Source organism: Microbacterium sp. STRO-1N (genome assembly GCF_057748015.1).
Genome location: NZ_CM173234.1, coordinates 1,977,217 through 1,994,794, shown reverse-complemented (window position 1 = coordinate 1,994,794; position 17,578 = coordinate 1,977,217). Strand labels below are relative to the sequence as shown.

The window sequence follows — 17,578 nt, the reverse complement described above, 5'->3', positions numbered from 1 at the left end:
TCAAGGCCGTTCGGATGGAACTGTTCCTCCCTCTCTCCACCGCGGTCGCGCTCTATCTCCTGATCCTGTGGCTCGCGCTGACCGCGCCACCACGCCCGCCTCAACATCCCGAGGTCACGATGCGCGATGAATGGGACACGTTCGCGCACCGGATACGAAAACTCCTCCATCGGATGCGACGCGGCAGGCGGGGGAGGAACGACAGGTGAACCTCGCGCACGGCGCGGTGACACGGCCGTTGTGGTCCCGCGCGCGGCCAGGGCGCTTTTGACGACTGACCCGGAAGACCACTATCGTTACTACTACAACATGTAGAGATATGGTGGGTGTTGCATGGTCTCCGATCCGGTGCTCCAATGGGCGCTGACGCTCGCTTTCACGGCGACCGCGGTGTATGCGTTGCTGCGCGTCATTGTGGATCGGCAGCCGCTGCTGGTCGTCGGAAACGCGCTGCACCTGGTGATGAGCGCGGCGATGGTCGCGATGTGCTGGCCGTGGTGGACCGTGATTCCCAGCGTTCCGCAGCTCATCGTCTTCGCTTCGGGTGCCGCCTGGTTTGCCGCGTTGACCGTGCTGCAGAGCGGCCGGCGCGTGTCGCGCGCCGCACTGGGTGGACACAGCGCTTGGCATCAGGTCGCGCATATGGTCATGATGCTCGCGATGACGTGGATGGTCATTGTCATGCCCTCTGGCTCCGTGCCCGGAGAAGACACTCACCATCATGGCGGCCTGGATCTCTGGGCATCGCTGAGCGGCGTCGCTGTCACGGCCGCGCTGCTGACATCCGGAGTGATCTTCCTCGTCGATTTCGTCCTTTGCCTGCGCAGTCGCAGGACGTGGCTCGGCCACACCGGGGATGTCGCGTCGGGTGCCGCGATGAGCCTGGGGATGGCCGCGATGTGCTGGCCGATGATCACCGGCTGAACAGACCCTGCACCACCATCAGTGCCCCGCACGCAGGGCGGGCCGAACACGAAAGAGAGACACCATGACCGTACGACGCGCCAAGAGAGCCTTCCTGATCGGCGGTGGCGCACTGGCTGGCGCTGTCGCGCTGATCTTCGGCGGCGCTGCCGCTGCGAACGCGCATGTGAGCATCGCGCAAGGCACCGTCGAGGCCGGCGCGTACGAGATCCTCACGATCAGTGTTCCGCATGGGTGCGATGGGGCGGCCACGACCGAAGTCGCCATCCAGATCCCCGAAGGCATCAACGCCGTCACGCCGACCCGCAACCCGCTCTACGCGGTCGAGAATGTGATGGAGGACCTCGACACCCCGATCACCGACAGTCACGGCAACGAGGTCACGGAGCGGGTCGCGCAAGTCGTCTACACGGCGGCGACGCCCCTTCCGGACGGTCAACGGGACGTGTTCGAGTTGTCGCTGCGGATCCCCGAGGACGCTGCAGATTCGACGCTGTACTTCCCCACCGTGCAGACCTGCGAGCAGGGCGAGACGGGTTGGGTCCAGATGCCCGAGGCGGGTCAGGACGGCCATGACCTGGACGCGCCGGCGCCCAGCGTCGACGTGATCGCGGCCAGCGACAGCTCCTACGGAGGCAGCGCCGACGCTTCGGCCGACGCGCACAGTGACGAGACCGTCGCTCCCGCGGTGAGCGATCAGACCCCGCTTGTGGTTGCCTCGCTCGCGGTCGGCAGCATCGGTCTGATCGTTGCGGTGATCGCGCTTCTGAGAGGGCGCAAGAAGGCGTGAGCTTTTTCATCGCCGGGAAGCAACCCCCGCGGCGCGGCACACGGGTACTGTTCCACGCGGCGGCGGCTGTTCTGCTGGGCGGCCTGCTGGTTCTCGTGGGGGCGCAGTCCGCGTCCGCGCACGCAGAACTGTTGAGCACGACTCCCGAAGACGGCGCCGTGCTCGAGGAAGCGCCTGCGGAGGGGGTACTGAACTTCAACGAGCCTGTGCAGCTCATCGACGGCGGTATCCGCCTGTTTCCCGGCGATGAAGACCCCATCACCCTTGACGCTCACATCAGCAACACCAATGTCGTCGCTGAGTTCCCGCCCGGGCTGGAAGACGGGCGCTTCGCTTTGAGCTATCGTGTCGTCTCTGCCGACGGTCACCCCATCACGGGCGCGATCACTTTCACCATCGGGGACAGCGGCGGCGTGACTTCCACACCCGTCGTCGACACGCAGACCCCGAAGGAGACAACGTTCGCGCTCAGCGCGCTCACCGCCCTCCAATACCTGGCACTTCTCGTCTTCGCGGGGCTGCTCTTCTTCGACCGGTTGGTCCTCCGCAATACGCAGCCCATCACGGCACGAACCGCAGCGTTTCTGCGCTGGACGGGGATCGTGGCGGTTGTGGCATCGATCCTGTTGGTCCCGGTCTCGTCGTTGAACGTGACAGGCGAATCAGTTGCGAGGATTGCGGTCCCGTCCGCATGGTGGCCGGGACTGCTCTGGGCACCGGGCATTGCAGCTGTCCTTGTTCTCGCAGGTGTTGCTGGCGCGCACATTCTCGCCTGCCGTGACATTACACTCCGGTACGCACAGCTAATTGCACTCGCATTCCCGCTGCTCGCCCTCGTGGCGCCGGTCCTTGTCGGACACAGTCGGCTCGTCGAGCCCGTGGCGCTCATCATGGTCTCTGACTACGGGCATCTCCTCGCTGGGAGCTTCTGGGCCGGTGGAGTTCTCCGTCTCCTGCTTTTCTTCGTCGAGGCCCGGCCCGCACGTGGTGACGCGGCGGGAACGGACCCGAAATTCGCGGCGAACGTCGTGCGCCGGTTCTCCCGATTCGCGGTCTGGAGCGTGATCATCCTCGCGATCAGCGGCACCACGATTGGCATCATGATCGTCGGCGACGTCGACACGCTCCTCACCAGCGCCTACGGGCTAACGCTGCTCTTGAAGACCAGCATCGTCATCCCGATCATCGCGATCGCCGCGTACAACCGGCTCCGTCTGATCCCCAGCCTCTCAACCCGCCCCACCGCTGCCATGCGATGGCGCTTCCTCAGCCTTACGCTCAGCTACGAAGCCGCGCTCCTGGTCACCGTGCTCGCTGTCACGGGATTCCTCACCAACCTCAGCCCTGGACATGACCACCACACTGAGACCGCGGCTCCCGCAGCAATCGCGGAGTCAGTCAGCATCAGCGGCGACAGTCAAGAGCTCACGGTAGAGGGGTCTCTCGAACCCGCGCTGACCGGGGCCAACGATATTGCCTTCACCCTCCGATACGAAGACGAACCCGTCGCCCCCGAGGAAGTTGCACTGCGCATCAGCCTTCCCGAACACGACCTCGGCCCATTCCAGGTCGTCCCGGAGCTCGACCCCGAGACCGGCGAGTACACAACACAGCTCGCCCTTCCTGTCGCAGGCGAATGGCAGATCAACGTCATTGCTCGAGTCTCTACCTTCACCGAACCCATCGTCAGCATCCCCATCACCATCCAGTGAGCAGCATGCACGCGATGAGTCTCCATCGCGGGCGGAGACGCGAGGGCAACCACGCAGAACACCTCCGTCCGCAGGACGAAGAAGCAGAAGCAAGTTCCGTTTACAAGGGAACCCAGCACCGAGAATGAGGTGTTTACAAACCTCATCCAGCCGCTTGATTACGCGGGATTCGAATACTCCGTTTAGGGCGTTTTCGGGTAACGTTCGCAAGATCTTCGTGACGGCTCCAGCGCGTTTCGAGATTACGCCGTCAGCCGCCATTTCCGGTACCCGAAACCGCCAGAACACGCCCTCGTCGCAGGTCATCAATCGAGAGGGACCTTCGACCGCCGTGGCTTCAGTACGCTCAGTCTCAAGCGTCCGCACTCGAAGGTGAGCCAACATGTATCTTGAACGATTGGTCTTCAGGGCTTCCAACGCTTCGGGCCCGAGCCAACACCGATTCGTTTCGACTCGCGCCTCACCGCCTTCGTCGGCGCCAACGGCGTGGGGAAGACTTCCGCCTGCCAGGCGCTGCTGCGAATGTTCAGTGTGGACGCGGAGCAGCGGCAACTGAAGGTCACAGATTTTCATGTTCCCCACGACGAGGAGGCTTCGCCGGAACTACGCCAGCTCCGCGTGGAAGCCATCTTTAGCTTCCCGGAACTTGACAGTGGAGATACGGCAGCTCAGCTCAGTGTGCCGGAGTTCTTCCGTCACATGACCGCGGACGACGAGGGCTCATTCCGAGTACGAATTGTTCTCGAAGCCGAGCGGACCGACGATGGGACTTTGAACGGCACCATCTCGTCGGTCCTAAGAGTTGTCAACACGTTCGATGACGACTACGGCGACCAGTACTCAGATTTCAGGGACCGCAATCGTATCCAGGCGGTCTATGTACCAGCTACGCGCGACGGCGCGAAAGAAGTGAGCACATTCCTTCGCGGCCGAATCTGGCGCGCTGGCCAGTGGTCTCCCGACTTCGGTGCGCACCTCTCCGCGCCCGATGGGATCACTGTCGCCGATCTCGTAGCCCGTGGCCGCTACCCTCATCAGCGCCTCATCCGACAGTGGACTGACGCGGACGAGAAAGCTGTCGTCGACGCTCGGCATGCGACGGGCACCACGGAACTGTCCGGTCGCCTCGTTGACGAACTCTCCGGCGGACAACGCCAGCGCGTCTGGGTCGCGATGACCCTCGCGCAGGAGACGCCGATCCTGCTCTTGGACGAACCAACGACCTTCTTCGACATCACCCATCAGATCGAACTGCTTGAGCTGTTCACAGACCTGCAACAGGCCGGCAGAACACTCGTCGCCGTGCTCCACGACCTCAACCACGCAGCCCGCTACGCTACGCATCTCATCGCGATGAAGAACGGCTCTGTCGTCGCGGAAGGACCCCCACAAGAGATCGTCACACCAGAGCTCGTGCGCGACGTCTTCGACCTCGAATGCCTCGTCGTCCCGGACCTCTTCAGCGGCACACCACAGGTCGTTCCACTGGGTCGCACCCGCACCCCCGCGCCTGCGCCATAGCGCGACGCCGAATTTCCGATCGTTGGTCAGCTCAGGCCACGCGGATAGTTGCAGGAGTGGGATCTGCCAAGTGTCGGTGGGCGCTCGCAACTCTGCCCCATAGCGGTCGAGCAGGGGATGTGAGCGTGCTGCGCTGAAGAGGACCGTTTGAGCAGGCCAAGCAGGAGCACGATGATGATGGCCACGGTGAACAGTGGGGCGATGACCGCCGCGGTGGCGATGATGGGAAAAGTGACGGCGGTCGATGCGGCGGCGGCACCGATGACGGCGATGTTCGCCGGGCCGGTGACCCGCAGCAGACGTGTTCGGTTGAGGCCCGCACGCGGCATGCCGATCCGGTCGAGTGCCACGTACAGGTCGCGGTTCTCCAGGATCGCGGCGGTCTGGGTGATGGCGGTCTGGCAGGCGACCACGAGGAACGAGATCGCGGCGAGAGCGAGCAGCATGGTGCGGGCATCGGCGAACAGCAGGAGCTGGTCGGCCGTCATGATCTCGCGGCTCGCGCTCCGGCTGATCGTGTCGAGGTAGCCGAGCAGTGAGCCGGCAGGGATCAGGATGAACGTCGAGAGCGCCAGCGTCGAGACGCTGCGCCAGGCCGCGCGTGGGTCGTCCTGGACACCGCGGGTGGCCACCAGCGTCGCCGGGTCCGAGGTGCGCGCGGCCATTCGCCGCGAAACGAATGCGACAGCGAACGGACCGACGACACCCAGTACCGCCATCACGGCGAGCACGACAGCTGTGAGCGCGCCGAGGAGCACGATCACGCCCCACCCCGGCGACATCAGCTGCGTGACGAGCACCGCCGCACCGACCACGAGGAGCCCGATCACGACGCGGAACCAGCTCATCCGCGGCGCGTCCTGCCGGGTGCGCACCCCGAGCGGGGCGAGCACGACGCGGCGCAACCCCAGGAGAGCGCTGAGCGCGGCGATGATCACGAGACCGGGCGGGATCGTCGCGGTCAGCCACCAGGGCAGCCACAACTCCGATGCCTGCAGTTGCTGGCCGTGCACGGTGAGCAGAGAAAGCGCGAATGGCAGCGCGACGGAGAAGGCGGTGCCGATGAGGACGCCGATGGCGGCGATGACCGTGACCTCGGCGACGGCGATACGACGTACCCGAGCTGAGGTGAGGCCGAGCAGTCTTAGGGTCGCCAGGCGGTCGTCGCGGCTGCGGGCGGCGAGCCTCGCCGTCGCGGTGCCGAGCGTGATCAACGGGACGAGCAGTAGGCCCACCAGCCCGAACGCGAGCACCTGGTAGCCGATCTCATCGGTGGGCGCGTTCCAGAACGCGACGGCGAGCATCGCGACGGCGAAGGCCAGTAGGGTCGTGACGCCGGATGCCGCGATCTGCAATCCGGTAATGGTCGCGGACGCCCGGCGCGGACGACTCAGGAGAAGCACGGCATAAGGGTTCATGCGTCCGCCTCGATCCGGCCATCGTGCAAACGGATGGTCCGATCGCAGCGCGAGGCGACGTGCGTATCGTGCGTGACGATCACCAGTGCGCGGTCCACGCTGCGCCCGGTTTCGAGCAGGGCATCAAGCACTTCATCAGCGGTACGGGAATCGAGAGCGCCCGTCGGCTCGTCGGCGAAGATCAGGCTCGGGCCCATGACGAGGGCGCGGGCGATCGCGACGCGCTGGGCCTGCCCGCCCGAGAGCTGTCCGATGCGTCGATCCCCGAGTCCCGCGAGACCCAGCCTGCACAGCTCCGCATCGGCGCGCCCGCCCGCTACGGTCCGGGACACGCCTGCGAGCAGCAGCGGCAGGGCGACGTTCTCTCTGGCGGTGAGCTCGGGCAGCAGCATCCCCTGCTGGAACACGAATCCGAATCGCCGTAGCCGGAACGACGAGCGAGCATCCTCTGACAGCGCTGCGAGGTCCTCATAACCGCTGCCGTCCGGACGGCGCACGATAACCGCGCCACTGTCCGCGGGGAGGATGCCGGCGAGCACGTGCAGCAGCGTGGACTTTCCCGAGCCGCTCGGGCCCATGATCGCCACAGACTCGCCCGGAGCGATGAGAAGGTCGGCATCGATGAGCGCCTGGGTCTGCCCGAACGATTTCCCTGCCCCCTGAGCGCGGAGCAACCACTTCGATGAGTTCTTCGCGTCGACGGGATCGGGACGGGTGACGGTGCTCATCTGAGGTTCTCTCCAACGCTCTGGGTGGTCGTTCAACGGCACTGCCCACGCTAGAAATCAGCGCCGATCCGCCGATACCAACCACGGGTCGAACTCCCGGACCTCCCCGACCGCTCAATCTCCACCCGTGGGTGGTGGTCCCGTGTCCCGTGCGCGCATAGCGTCGAGATGCGCGACCATGGAGAGGAGAGGGGGAAGATGACGGACGTCACTCGTCAGCTCAGCGAGCCGGTGCTCCCACGGCCGCGCGTCGTGCGCTGGTTCGCCGAACGCCCGCGCATCGGAGACGTGCTCGTGATCCTCGCGTGCACGGTCCCGACTCTCGCGGCGCTGATTCTCGCCCCGCCCGCACACGCCTGGCTCGGCTACCTGTGCGCGGCCGGCGTCGCGATTGCGTTCTGGTGGCGACGCTCCCATCCGCTCGCCGTGCTCCTCGTCGTCGTCTCGCTCGCGACCCTCAACCCGATCTCCGCGAACGGCATGACGACCGCATTCTTCGAGAGCTTCTTCGCACTCTTCGCCCTCGCGAACCACTCCCGCCTCCGCACGACGCTCATCGGCTATCTCCTCAGCGAGGGCGCGATCCTCGCGACGGCGGGCGTCGCAATCCTCTTCGGGCTCCGAGAGGACTTCCCGAGCGTGCTCTTCCAGCCGGCGTCTCTCATCGCGATCGCCCTCGGCGTCGCCGTGCGCGCGAGCCGCTCCCGCCGCGAAGCAATCGAGGAACTCGTCACGCTTCGCGAAGATCGCGCCGCGGCCGCCGAGAGGGCACGCATCACCGCGGAGATGCACGCTGTCGTTGCGCATTCCGTCACAGTCATGATCGCCCTCGCCGGCGGCGCTTCGGCCGGTTGGGAGAAGCACCCCGCGCGCGCGCGGAGCGCGCTTGACCAGCTCGGCAACGTCGGCGCGCACACGCTCGAAGAGATGCAGCGCATCCTCCGCGTCCTCCGCGAACACGACACGGACCTGGACCGGAACCTCGAATCATCGGGCCACAATCTTCCGTCCCTTGATGAACTGGTTGAGGTCTTCAGGTCAGCGGGACTCCCAGTCACCCTCACAGTCGACCGTGACGTTACCGCACTCGGGAGACTCGAGGATCCGGTGCTGCAGACCACCGTCTACCGGATCGTCCAGGAAGCGCTCACCAACGCCCTCCGCCACGCGCGCGAGGCCACCCACATCGAGGTCGAAATCAGGCACGACGCCGGGCATATCTCGGTCGCGGTGACCGACAACGGGCGGGGTCCGAAACCCGGACCGAGCGTCGGGGCCGGAGTCGGGCTCAGAGCTATGCGTGAACGCGCGGTCACCTTCGGCGGCGAGTTCTTCGCTGGCCCCATCCCCACCCGTGACGACGCCCCCGGCCACGGATGGCGCACCCGCGTGACCATTCCCATGCACGGGGGAGCAGCATGACCGACCAACAACCCACGCGGATCCGCGTTGTCGTCGCCGACGACCAGCCCCTCGAACGGGCCGGCAACGCCCTGATTCTCGACTCCGATGATGAGATCGAGGTCGTAGGCGAAGCCGGGAACGGTGTCGAGGCCATCAGCGTCGTTTCCGACACACTTCCCGACGTCGTTCTCATGGACATCCGGATGCCGGTGATGAACGGCCTCGAAGCCACCCGGATCATTGCCGAAGCTCACCCCTCGACACGTGTCATCGTTCTCACCACGTTCGATCTCGACGAATATGCCTTCGGCAGCCTCAAAGCGGGAGCGAGCGCCTTCCTGCTGAAGAGCACCAGGCCCGCCGCGCTCATCGATGCGGTCAAGACGGTCGCGTCCGGATCAGCGGTCGTCTCCCCCCGCCTTACAGCGAAGCTCATCGAGCACTATCTCCGACCCGCGTCGGCGACAAAGGAGAATAGCGGTGCGACGAGCGACCGAGCTGGGAGGCTCGACGTGCTCAGCCCCCGCGAGCGAGACATCTTCACGGATATCGTTCGTGGCCTCACCAACTCCGAGATCAGCACCGAACTCGTCCTCGCACCATCGACCGTCAAGTCCCACATTAACTCGATCTTCGCGAAACTCGGACTGCGCGACCGCGTGCACGCAGTCCTCCTCGGTCACGAACTCGGACTCATCGCACCGGTCATCGAACCATCTCGACGGTCAGCCATGGGGGTTTCGAACGACTACGGAGGGTGAACCCCTCAAGAGCACGACACCGACCTGCTGCAGATGTTCTCGGAGTGTCTGCGATCCGGCAACAGGGCGAAGCGGACGATCAGCACACGCGAGTCGATCCTCCGAGGCTTCGCGCACCGACGGGCGACAACCCTGCTCGTGGCGACAGTGTTCACTTTCGCCACGAGGTCGGCCGCGACGACATCGCGCCATCCACACGGGAAACAAAGCAGGCGACGTTCCTGGCGGCCTGGAAAGGCCGATCAATTCGAATCTCGAACTCCATCAGTGACTCTCGAGAGCCGGTGGGTTACAGCGAGCCCCTGAACCACTGGGATACGCGGTGGGGCTTTGGGATTCAGGTCGTGATGGGTGGAGACATGCCGTCGGACGCGATCAGTCCTTGTCAGCTCCGCACCCGGCGCGTCGCCAGACGTCTGCGCTCGCGCTCTGTGCGGGTTCCATCGGGTGCAGGCAGTCCGGGCAGTTCGGCGTGCTGAGGATGTCATCATGCACGAGCCGGAGCTCGCGCTGTCGCTCGACGTCACCCATGAGGCCGGCGTAGAAGCTCTGTAGGCCGCTACTCCACGGTCCACCAGGCGACGCCGACCAGGCACAGCCCGTCCTCGATCTCCTGGTAGAAGACATCGCCGGGGTACTCGGTGCCAGCTTGGGTGCGGCCCTCGGGCAGAGAGAGGTTGATGCTCCAGTCCGGCTCAAGCTGGACCATCTCTTCCCAGAACTCGGGCACGAACTCCTCCGGCTCTTCTGCGGAGAGGCCCTCCCAGTCGGTGGGCTCGCGCATCTCCGGGTCGTAGCCCTCGCACACGAACGACGCAGCGTCTCCGGCCGCGGCTGCTTCGATGAGCTGCTCGGTGGTTTCGATGACGCGGGTGCCTTCCGGGCCCCAGATGAGCACGTTTGCAGAGCACCCCGTGAGCCCAGTGCTGAGCACCGTGGCGATCGCGGCGACGGAGCTGGCAGCAACAAGCCGGCGGGAGTACGTCATGTGGTTTCTCCTTCGAGCGGTCTGGCGAACTCGAGCAGGTTTCCCGGTGCGAACTTGTGCGGGCGTGTGCGGCCGGTGGGGGAGAAGCTGTGCCGCTGGTAGAACCGGATCGCGGGCTCTGAGCCCTCGTGGACATACAGGCGCAGACGCGACGCTCGCGGCGTCGCCCACTGGATCACGACGTCCATCAGCTCATCGGCGACCTTGGGGGTCCGGCTTCGGTATTCGGGCACGACGTAGACGCCAGTGAGCACAGGGTCCTCGCCGTCGTCGTGACTCTGAGCGGTCATCATGCCCACCCAGCGGCCGGTCTCCTGGTCGATGGCAGCAAAGGACCCCGCGTCGTCTTGCTCGCCGCGGCGGGCCCGCATGCGCCAGCTGTCCTCGGTCATCGTTAGGGTCTGCTCGAGCGTGGCGCTGAAAGAGATCAGGTGCTCCGTGGCGTTCTCGATCCGGAACGCGCGCGCGAATGGCCGATCGACCTCGCGCGTGCTCCGGATAACAATGTCTGCGGCAGGCATGCTGGTCACCCTATCCACGGATGATCGGCCATCGGTGGAGCCACTGCGAGGGGTAGAGAACCCTGTCAAGGGGGAGGCAGGCTCAGAGGGCTCGTGTTGGACTGGCGCTCTCTACACACAAGAACGAAAGCGAGAACACTCCATGCACGACTCCGCGGGCCGCCATGAAGACGAGAAGCCGATGATCCCCGACGAGCTCACGCCGAGACAGCGAGTTGAGGATCCCGTCGCCAACGATCCGGAAGCCGCGGGTGTGGGTTCAGATGGCCAGGATGGTCACGACGACGAACAGACCCCCGTCGACGACCGGCCTTGAAGGCTCAGCGCTGCCTCAGAGCGTCGAGCCAGAAGCAGCGCGAGGGGCACGCGCGAGCAGTGCGCGGGCAGCCATGAGAACCCCGATGTCTCCGGCACGAAGGACCTGCGTCACGCGCCGGACCCGGCATAGTTCTCGGCACGCGAGTACGGGCTGAGCTGCCGCCGAGATCGCCGGTGTCCGCCTCTGGGATGAGTCAGGGGTAGTTCGGCTACTCGGTGAGCCTGCCCCTGGTGAGGCGCGCCGCCCGCGTGATGTGGTCGTACTGTCTGGTGGGGTGGGGCAAGCTGGCTTGATCATGACGATTGCTGACGAGCTGTTGCGTGGCCCACGCGGGCGTCGACTGTGTCTCACCTACGTATGCCAGGTGGCCGAGACTGTGAGGGTCGCTGTGTCGCATCTGGAGTACGAACTTGATCCCCATCCCGGGACTGTGATCCGCATCAGCAGCGGCGACGCAGACACCGACACCGTCGAGGACCCCGCTTTCACGGAAGCTGACGTCGCCGAGCTCGTCCGGAACGTTGATCTGGCTTCGATCTCAAACACGGCTGTCCGGGAGGCGATCTGCGAGTCTGTGGATCACGCGCGGTACTGGCAGGAACCCGACGGACGCGACGTCGTCGCCGTACTCCCGGCGATCCGGGAAGTACTGTCGCGCGTGGCGGACCGTTTGGTCACCGTGCTGCCAGACCTGACCGCGCCGTCTGCGCCGGCGCAATGGGCGGTCGATTGGCGCGTGGCCGCCGACAGTGCCCCGATCGAACGGTCCCCGGCCGTGGTTCTCGAAAGATGGAGCACGGAGCAACGGGACGATGAGGAGAGATCCATGCGGGAGCGCCCGGTCGATCCGCGCGCCAACTTCTCGGGGACGTGGTGGTCGGTGCCGTACCAGCTGCTCGCGACCCGGGCGAACGTGATGGATGCTCTCCAACTGGTGGAGGACTCCCTCGGATGGGAGGTAGCGACCGTCATACCTGTGCGCGGAGCGGGGCGGATCCTGGAGATCCGATCTGGCGAGGACTGGGCGGACCTGTGCCGTGCGTTCCCGATGGAAGTGACGGCGTCTCGACGCCACGATTGGTTCCGTGTCACCGGCCGCGACGGCAGATGGATCATTCCGGATTGGGAGCAGGTCGCGCAGGAATGGGATGCCGTGCACCTCACGATGCTTGGCTACCTTTCCGCCGCGACACGACTGATCGACATCGATGGCCAGCGCGCAACGGTCATCGCCGGATGGGGACCCGACGCCACCATCTGGCTCACCGACGTCGCCCGCGAATGGCACGAACCCCGCCAACAATGGCGCCGCCTCGACGGAGACAACCTCTGGGTACCGGACCAGGCCGGCACCCAACAGAACTGAGCATCAAGATGAGAAACCAGGACGACAGCACGATGTCGAGAACTGCAGCAAACAGGAACGACCACGTCTCAGCCGCACTGCACGCAGAACTGGCCGAACACCTGAGCTCTGAACCGGTGTTCGTTCTCACTCGCGCACTCCGGAACATCCCGATGAAGCGTGAGATCGCCACGGGCGGTTCCCGCGACGCCATCGAGCGATGGGAACGGCTTCTCCGCTCCGGCGACCTCGCCGGGATCCGGGCCATCTTCCTCGGTGATGATGAAGATAGCCGGATGATGCGCAACAGCACGGTCTTTCAAGGGGTGCTGTCCTCGGAGGAGCGAGAGCGTGTTCTCCTCGAGTTGCCGCGCAAACATTAGTTCTCAGCGGTGCTGGTCGCGCCGCGTGGGCGCTGAGGCGTTCAACCGAGATCGAGTGGTAGAGCAGCGCTCCCGCGCCGTCGGTCAAAAGCTGCGCGACCGTCCGGGCGAAGGTGAACACTTTCGTCGGTGGATCTCTCGCCGGTTCCCTCGGGCGCGCGCAAGCGAATCGCGGAATACAGGGAGCCTGAATCAGGTGAGAGCCCCGACTACGCGGATGGTGGCATTCAGCCATCCATCCCAGCCAAGCACGAAGCGACGGGTGCCGACCCGGGTATTTCGTGCGGTAGCCCTTGAGATTTTGCCGCTTCTTCCGGTCAACGGTACCCGTCGCAATCGTGTGCTTGCGAGACATCTCCCGTCCGACCCCTACGAAACTGCGCGGGTGTGAGCGGTAAGCGCACTGACAGCTCCCGTACCGATGGAGCTGGAGCAGACTTTGAGTTTTGTCTGGTTCCCCTCCTCCTGACGTCAGAACTCGCGCATCGCAGCGCTAGGGGCGGGTGCGCTGATGGCACCGCAGCGGCGTTCGAGCGCGGACGCGGCGTCCGCGTCCGAAGCGAAGGGGCCGTCGAAATGTGCGATGGTGCGTATCACGGCTTCGCGTCCGTTGACGATGATTCGGAAGTCGGGCAGGTCGGGTACGGGCTCGCCATACTTTGTGCCCTCGACGGCGGTAAGGAGTTCGTGGCCGTTTGGAAGCAGTTCTCGCATCGCGGGGAAGAGGGATTCCTCCAGGAGCTGCCAGAGCACGTCGCGGCCGTCCAGGTCGTCGATGTCGAGCGATTGACAAATGGACCAGTGCTGGATGATGTTGCCGTTCCAGAAGCCGTACGGGGTGAAGAGGTCGTCGATGTTGAGTACGAGGTCGCCGTCTAGGGTGACGTGAGTGACGCCGAACTCGTCGAAGCGGCGCCAGAGCGTGCTTTCGGGCAGCGCAGAACTGAGAGCGCTGCCGGGCGCGCGCGGAACCAACATCCCGGGGTCGTTGTCCTCCCGCTCTGCGATACGCGGAAATACGGGAAATGTACTGATTCGATCCCAGTATCGCGCACAGACAAAAACCCCGGTTCAGCCGGGGTTTTTTCGTATCCGGACCCGGAGATCATCGCCCGTAGTCCTCGGCCGTCTCGTCCACGACCCGTTTCGTGAACTCGTCAGTGAGACGCCGCGTCATCTCCTGACGGCGGGCGGCGTCCTCGGCCGTCGTCGTCTCGGTCGTCCAGAGCTTGGCGAGACGAGCCTCGAGATCGTTGATCTGGCTGCGCATCTCCCGGTCGGCGCGTTCCTGCGCCTCCTCCGCCGCGTTCCGGAAGACACGCGCCGCGGTGTCGACGATCCGACGTTCGAGCAGTACGACCACCCCGATCAGCAGAAGCGTCGTGCCGACTCCGCCGAGCACGCCGGAGACGTAACCGGCTTTGTTCGCGTCGGGTGCCAGTGCCATGCCCGCCAGGATGCCCAGCAGTCCGAGCAGGATGCAGCCGACGAACCAGCCCCACCTGATTCGGACTCGCGTTGGATTCTGTTCGCTCACCGCTCCAGCGTAGATCGCCCGCACGCCGCGGGGGAGTGGGATGGCGCGGGCCGCGACCGCCCGGCCCGACGGATTCGTCCCCCTTTCGGCCTACAGACATCCCGCCGCATATCGGCAAGGCTGGTTGGTACATTCACGAGGGGGAGTGACATGGCCGGAGAAGGCTTGATGATTGGTTACGCGCTGCTGGGCTGCGGCATCGTCGGAGCAGTACTGGCGACAGTGCAGGCCGTGCTCGCCAAGGGGCGCGCGAGCCAGGACAACCGTCCGTCCCGATGAGGGAGCAGACGGCCCTGATTCTCGGTGGGATTCTCTCGCTGTGCGTGGCTGTCGTCGGTTCCGTCACCTCCTGGTCCACGGTCCAGTCGGATGGCGCGGACGGCGTCGCCTACCTCGTCGTCAACGCCGGCCTGTGCGCGCTCGGCATCAGTCTGCTCGTGCTCGGATGGCGACGTCGACGACGTGAGCCCTCAATCACCTCTGATGAGAACGATGGTCGCTCATCCACGTCGTCGCATGAGCCACGGCATCCCGCAGTGAGAAAAGGCGACTCGTAGACCCGGGTCTGCCGAGTGCGGGTGTCCATTCCGGAAGTCGACAGCGCGGCACGGCGAGGGTCGATACGGCGAGTAATCTTGAGTCCGACCCCTATGGAGTGCTCTGTGCCTGAAAACGCCCGGCCGCAAGACGGCTTCGCCCTGTTCACCGACCGATCCGTCGTCGCGATGCGCGTCAACGGCACGCTCAAGGACCTCGCCGCCACGGTGACGGATGCCGACGAGGTCGAACCCGTCACGATCGACAGCCCTGATGGGCTGAACATCCTGCGCCACTCCACCGCGCATGTCCTCGCGCAGGCGGTGCAGCGTCTCCGGCCGGAGGCGAACCTCGGCATCGGTCCCTTCATCACGGACGGCTTCTACTACGACTTCGGCGTCGAGACGCCGTTCACCCCCGAAGAGCTGAAGGCGATCTCGAAGGAGATGCAGCGCATCATCCGCGAGGGACAGCGCTTCACCCGTCGGGTCGTCTCGGTCGACGAGGCGCGTGCCGAACTCGCCGATGAACCCTTCAAGCTCGAACTGGTCGAGCTCGCAGGGGGCCCCGGCTCCGGTGCGGATGCCGCGGAGGGCGCCTCCGTGGAAGTCGGCGCCGGCGAGCTCACGATCTACGACAACGTCACCCGCGACGGCGAAGTGGCCTGGAAGGATCTCTGCCGCGGCCCGCACGTCCCGAGCACTCGCATGGTCGGCAACGGCTGGGACCTGACCCGCGTGGCGGCCGCCTATTGGCGCGGCAGCGAGAAGAACCCGCAGCTCCAGCGCATCTACGGCACCGCGTGGCCGTCCAAGGACGAGCTGCGCGCCTACCAGGAGCGTCTCGCCGAGGCCGAGCGCCGCGACCACCGCAAGCTCGGTTCGGAGATGGACCTGTTCTCGTTCCCCGACGAGATCGGCTCCGGCCTGGCGGTGTTCCACCCCAAGGGCGGAATCATCCGCTACGAGATCGAGGAGAACCTCCGCCGTCACCTGCTGCGCAACGGGTACGACGTGGTCAACAGCCCGCACATCACGAAGAAGGATCTGTTCCAGACATCTGGACACCTTCAGACGTATGCGGACGGCATGTTCCCACCGATGCACCTGGACGAGCTGCGCGACGAGGACGGCAACGTCACCCGTCAGGGCCAGGACTACTACCTCAAGCCCATGAACTGCCCGTTCCACAACCTGATCTACCGTTCGCGCGGTCGCTCCTACCGCGAGCTGCCGCTGCGGCTGGCGGAGTTCGGCACGGTGTACCGCTACGAGAAGAGCGGGACGCTGTCGGGACTCACCCGCGTGCGAGGACTGACCCAGGACGACGCGCACATCTACGTCGCCCAGGACCAGGTCAAGGAGGAGCTCACCACCAACCTCAACCTCGTCCTCGAGCTGCTGCGCGACTACGGCCTGAACGACTTCTACCTCGAACTGTCCACGAACGAAGAGGGCAACCCGAAGTTCCTCGGGGAGCCTGCGCAGTGGGCCGAGGCGATCGAGACGCTGCGCGAGGTCGCTGAGGCATCCGGTCTCGAGCTCGTCTCGGACCCGGGAGGCGCGGCGTTCTACGGTCCGAAGATCTCCGTGCAAGCCCGCGATGCGATCGGCCGGACCTGGCAGATGTCGACCATCCAACTCGACTTCAACCAGCCGGAGCGCTTCGAACTCGAGTACACCGGCCCCGACGGGCAGAAGCACCGACCGGTGATGATCCACCGCGCGCTGCTCGGATCGGTCGAACGCTTCTTCGCGATCCTCCTGGAGCACTATGCGGGGGATTTCCCGTTGTGGCTCGCCCCGACGCAGGTCGTCGGCGTCCCCGTGGCAGAGCAGTACGCCGAATATCTCGGCGACGTCGTTGCGCAACTGCGCGCGGACGGTGTCCGGGCCGACGTCGATCACTCGGACGACCGCATGCAGAAGAAGATCCGCAATCACACCACCGCGAAGGTGCCGCTGATCCTCATCGCCGGAGAGCAGGACAGCGCCGCGGGCACCGTGTCGTTCCGGTTCCGAGACGGCACGCAGGAGAACGGCGTGCCGGTGGCCGATGCCGTGGCTCGCATCCGTGCGGCGATCGCAGCGCACTCCCTCGTCCTGAAGGCAGGGGATCTGGCGTGACCGGCCAGGACCCGGCATCCGGTGCGGCGGTGTTCCCCGAGGACGCCGCGCACCTTGCCGGTGTTCCGGACGAGTTCCAGCGGCTGTGGACCCCGCACCGGATGGCGTACATCCAGGCGGGCCCCGAGCCGCTGCGCGAGGAGTGCCCGTTCTGCGAGGCGCCCAAGCATGCGGACGAGGAACGACTGATCGTCGCCCGCGGCCGTTCCGCATACGTGCTGCTGAACCTGTTCCCGTACAACTCGGGCCACCTGCTCGTCTGCCCGTACCGGCACATCGCGACGTACGACCAGGCGACGCCGGAGGAGGTCGCCGAGATCGGTGCTTTGACGCAGACCGGGATGCGCGTGCTCCGCGACGTGTCGAACTGCGATGGCTTCAACCTCGGGATGAATCAGGGCGCCGTCGCCGGTGCCGGCATCGACGCGCACCTGCACCAGCACATCGTTCCGCGGTGGAACTCCGACGCGAACTTCTTCCCGATCATCGCGAAGACGAAGGCGCTGCCTCAGCTGCTCGGCGAGGTGCGCCACGCGGTCGCCGGCGCCTGGCCCAGCGCGTAGT

General features: G+C 65.5%; 19 protein-coding genes. 13 read left to right on the top strand and 6 right to left on the bottom strand.

What is annotated here, in order from left to right:
• Window positions 1–14: 14 nt before the first annotated feature.
• The 5 genes from AC3ANJ_RS09500 (at window position 15) to AC3ANJ_RS09480 (ending at window position 4,947) form a co-directional block, all read left to right on the top strand.
• Window positions 15–209, top strand: coding sequence for a hypothetical protein (locus AC3ANJ_RS09500; protein ID WP_488316114.1), 195 nt, complete (start codon window positions 15–17; stop codon window positions 207–209).
• 124 nt (window positions 210–333) lie between these two features.
• Window positions 334–924, top strand: a complete 591-nt coding sequence (locus AC3ANJ_RS09495; protein ID WP_488316113.1) for a DUF5134 domain-containing protein — start codon at window positions 334–336, stop codon at window positions 922–924.
• 64 nt (window positions 925–988) lie between these two features.
• A complete protein-coding gene (locus AC3ANJ_RS09490) occupies window positions 989–1,714 on the top strand; it encodes a YcnI family copper-binding membrane protein (RefSeq protein WP_488316112.1) in 726 nt (241 codons plus the stop codon).
• The gene (locus AC3ANJ_RS09485; RefSeq protein ID WP_488316111.1) at window positions 1,711–3,426 is read left to right on the top strand and encodes a copper resistance protein CopC; all 1,716 of its coding nucleotides are present in this window, start codon (window positions 1,711–1,713) and stop codon (window positions 3,424–3,426) included. Before AC3ANJ_RS09490 ends, AC3ANJ_RS09485 begins: the two co-directional genes overlap by 4 nt.
• A 396-nt stretch (window positions 3,427–3,822) precedes the next feature.
• On the top strand, window positions 3,823–4,947 hold the full coding sequence (locus tag AC3ANJ_RS09480; protein ID WP_488319259.1) for an ATP-binding cassette domain-containing protein: 1,125 nt from the start codon (window positions 3,823–3,825) through the stop codon (window positions 4,945–4,947).
• A 26-nt stretch (window positions 4,948–4,973) separates the two neighbouring features.
• Here AC3ANJ_RS09480 and AC3ANJ_RS09475 read toward each other — a convergent pair whose 3' ends face one another.
• On the bottom strand, window positions 4,974–6,350 hold the full coding sequence (locus AC3ANJ_RS09475) for an FtsX-like permease family protein (protein WP_488316110.1): 1,377 nt from the start codon (window positions 6,348–6,350) through the stop codon (window positions 4,974–4,976).
• An 11-nt stretch (window positions 6,351–6,361) separates the two neighbouring features.
• Window positions 6,362–7,093, bottom strand: coding sequence for an ABC transporter ATP-binding protein (locus AC3ANJ_RS09470; protein WP_488316109.1), 732 nt, complete (start codon window positions 7,091–7,093; stop codon window positions 6,362–6,364).
• Between the two features lie 198 nt (window positions 7,094–7,291).
• Between AC3ANJ_RS09470 and AC3ANJ_RS09465 the strand changes: the two genes are divergently transcribed.
• Together AC3ANJ_RS09465 and AC3ANJ_RS09460 are read left to right on the top strand one after the other, a co-directional pair.
• Complete coding sequence (locus AC3ANJ_RS09465) at window positions 7,292–8,515, top strand: sensor histidine kinase (RefSeq protein ID WP_488316108.1); 1,224 nt, start codon at window positions 7,292–7,294, stop codon at window positions 8,513–8,515.
• A complete protein-coding gene (locus tag AC3ANJ_RS09460; RefSeq protein ID WP_488316107.1) occupies window positions 8,470–9,258 on the top strand; it encodes a response regulator in 789 nt (262 codons plus the stop codon). Before AC3ANJ_RS09465 ends, AC3ANJ_RS09460 begins: the two co-directional genes overlap by 46 nt.
• Window positions 9,259–9,817: 559 nt before the next feature.
• Here AC3ANJ_RS09460 and AC3ANJ_RS09455 read toward each other — a convergent pair.
• The gene (locus AC3ANJ_RS09455; protein ID WP_488316106.1) at window positions 9,818–10,246 is read right to left on the bottom strand and encodes a hypothetical protein; all 429 of its coding nucleotides are present in this window, start codon (window positions 10,244–10,246) and stop codon (window positions 9,818–9,820) included.
• The gene (locus AC3ANJ_RS09450; protein WP_488316105.1) at window positions 10,243–10,767 is read right to left on the bottom strand and encodes a GNAT family N-acetyltransferase; all 525 of its coding nucleotides are present in this window, start codon (window positions 10,765–10,767) and stop codon (window positions 10,243–10,245) included. The genes AC3ANJ_RS09455 and AC3ANJ_RS09450 overlap by 4 nt, the downstream gene beginning before the upstream one ends.
• 142 nt (window positions 10,768–10,909) lie before the next feature.
• On the opposite strand from AC3ANJ_RS09450, the gene AC3ANJ_RS09445 reads away from it, so the two are divergent.
• The 3 genes from AC3ANJ_RS09445 (at window position 10,910) to AC3ANJ_RS09435 (ending at window position 12,814) form a co-directional block, all read left to right on the top strand.
• On the top strand, window positions 10,910–11,083 hold the full coding sequence (locus tag AC3ANJ_RS09445; protein ID WP_488316104.1) for a hypothetical protein: 174 nt from the start codon (window positions 10,910–10,912) through the stop codon (window positions 11,081–11,083).
• Window positions 11,084–11,381: 298 nt separating this feature from the next.
• Complete coding sequence (locus AC3ANJ_RS09440) at window positions 11,382–12,452, top strand: hypothetical protein (RefSeq protein ID WP_488316103.1); 1,071 nt, start codon at window positions 11,382–11,384, stop codon at window positions 12,450–12,452.
• 8 nt (window positions 12,453–12,460) lie between these two features.
• On the top strand, window positions 12,461–12,814 hold the full coding sequence (locus AC3ANJ_RS09435) for a hypothetical protein (protein ID WP_488316102.1): 354 nt from the start codon (window positions 12,461–12,463) through the stop codon (window positions 12,812–12,814).
• A 471-nt stretch (window positions 12,815–13,285) separates the two neighbouring features.
• On the opposite strand, the gene AC3ANJ_RS09430 is transcribed toward AC3ANJ_RS09435, so the two are convergent.
• Window positions 13,286–13,792 carry a hypothetical protein gene (locus AC3ANJ_RS09430; protein ID WP_488316101.1) on the bottom strand — a complete coding sequence of 169 codons (507 nt, stop codon included), beginning with the start codon at window positions 13,790–13,792 and terminating at the stop codon, window positions 13,286–13,288.
• 127 nt (window positions 13,793–13,919) lie between these two features.
• Entirely contained in the window at window positions 13,920–14,351 is a 432-nt protein-coding gene (locus tag AC3ANJ_RS09425; protein ID WP_488316100.1) for a hypothetical protein, read from the bottom strand.
• Window positions 14,352–14,626: 275 nt separating this feature from the next.
• On the opposite strand from AC3ANJ_RS09425, the gene AC3ANJ_RS09420 reads away from it, so the two are divergent.
• The 3 genes from AC3ANJ_RS09420 to AC3ANJ_RS09410 all read left to right on the top strand — a co-directional run bounded on the left by AC3ANJ_RS09420 (window position 14,627) and on the right by AC3ANJ_RS09410 (window position 17,577).
• Window positions 14,627–14,908 carry a hypothetical protein gene (locus tag AC3ANJ_RS09420; protein WP_488316099.1) on the top strand — a complete coding sequence of 94 codons (282 nt, stop codon included), beginning with the start codon at window positions 14,627–14,629 and terminating at the stop codon, window positions 14,906–14,908.
• A gap of 93 nt (window positions 14,909–15,001) precedes the next feature.
• The gene (thrS, locus tag AC3ANJ_RS09415; protein WP_488319258.1) at window positions 15,002–17,014 is read left to right on the top strand and encodes a threonine--tRNA ligase; all 2,013 of its coding nucleotides are present in this window, start codon (window positions 15,002–15,004) and stop codon (window positions 17,012–17,014) included.
• Window positions 17,011–17,577, top strand: coding sequence for an HIT family protein (locus tag AC3ANJ_RS09410; RefSeq protein WP_488316098.1), 567 nt, complete (start codon window positions 17,011–17,013; stop codon window positions 17,575–17,577). The genes thrS and AC3ANJ_RS09410 overlap by 4 nt, the downstream gene beginning before the upstream one ends.
• Window position 17,578 lies beyond the last annotated feature (1 nt).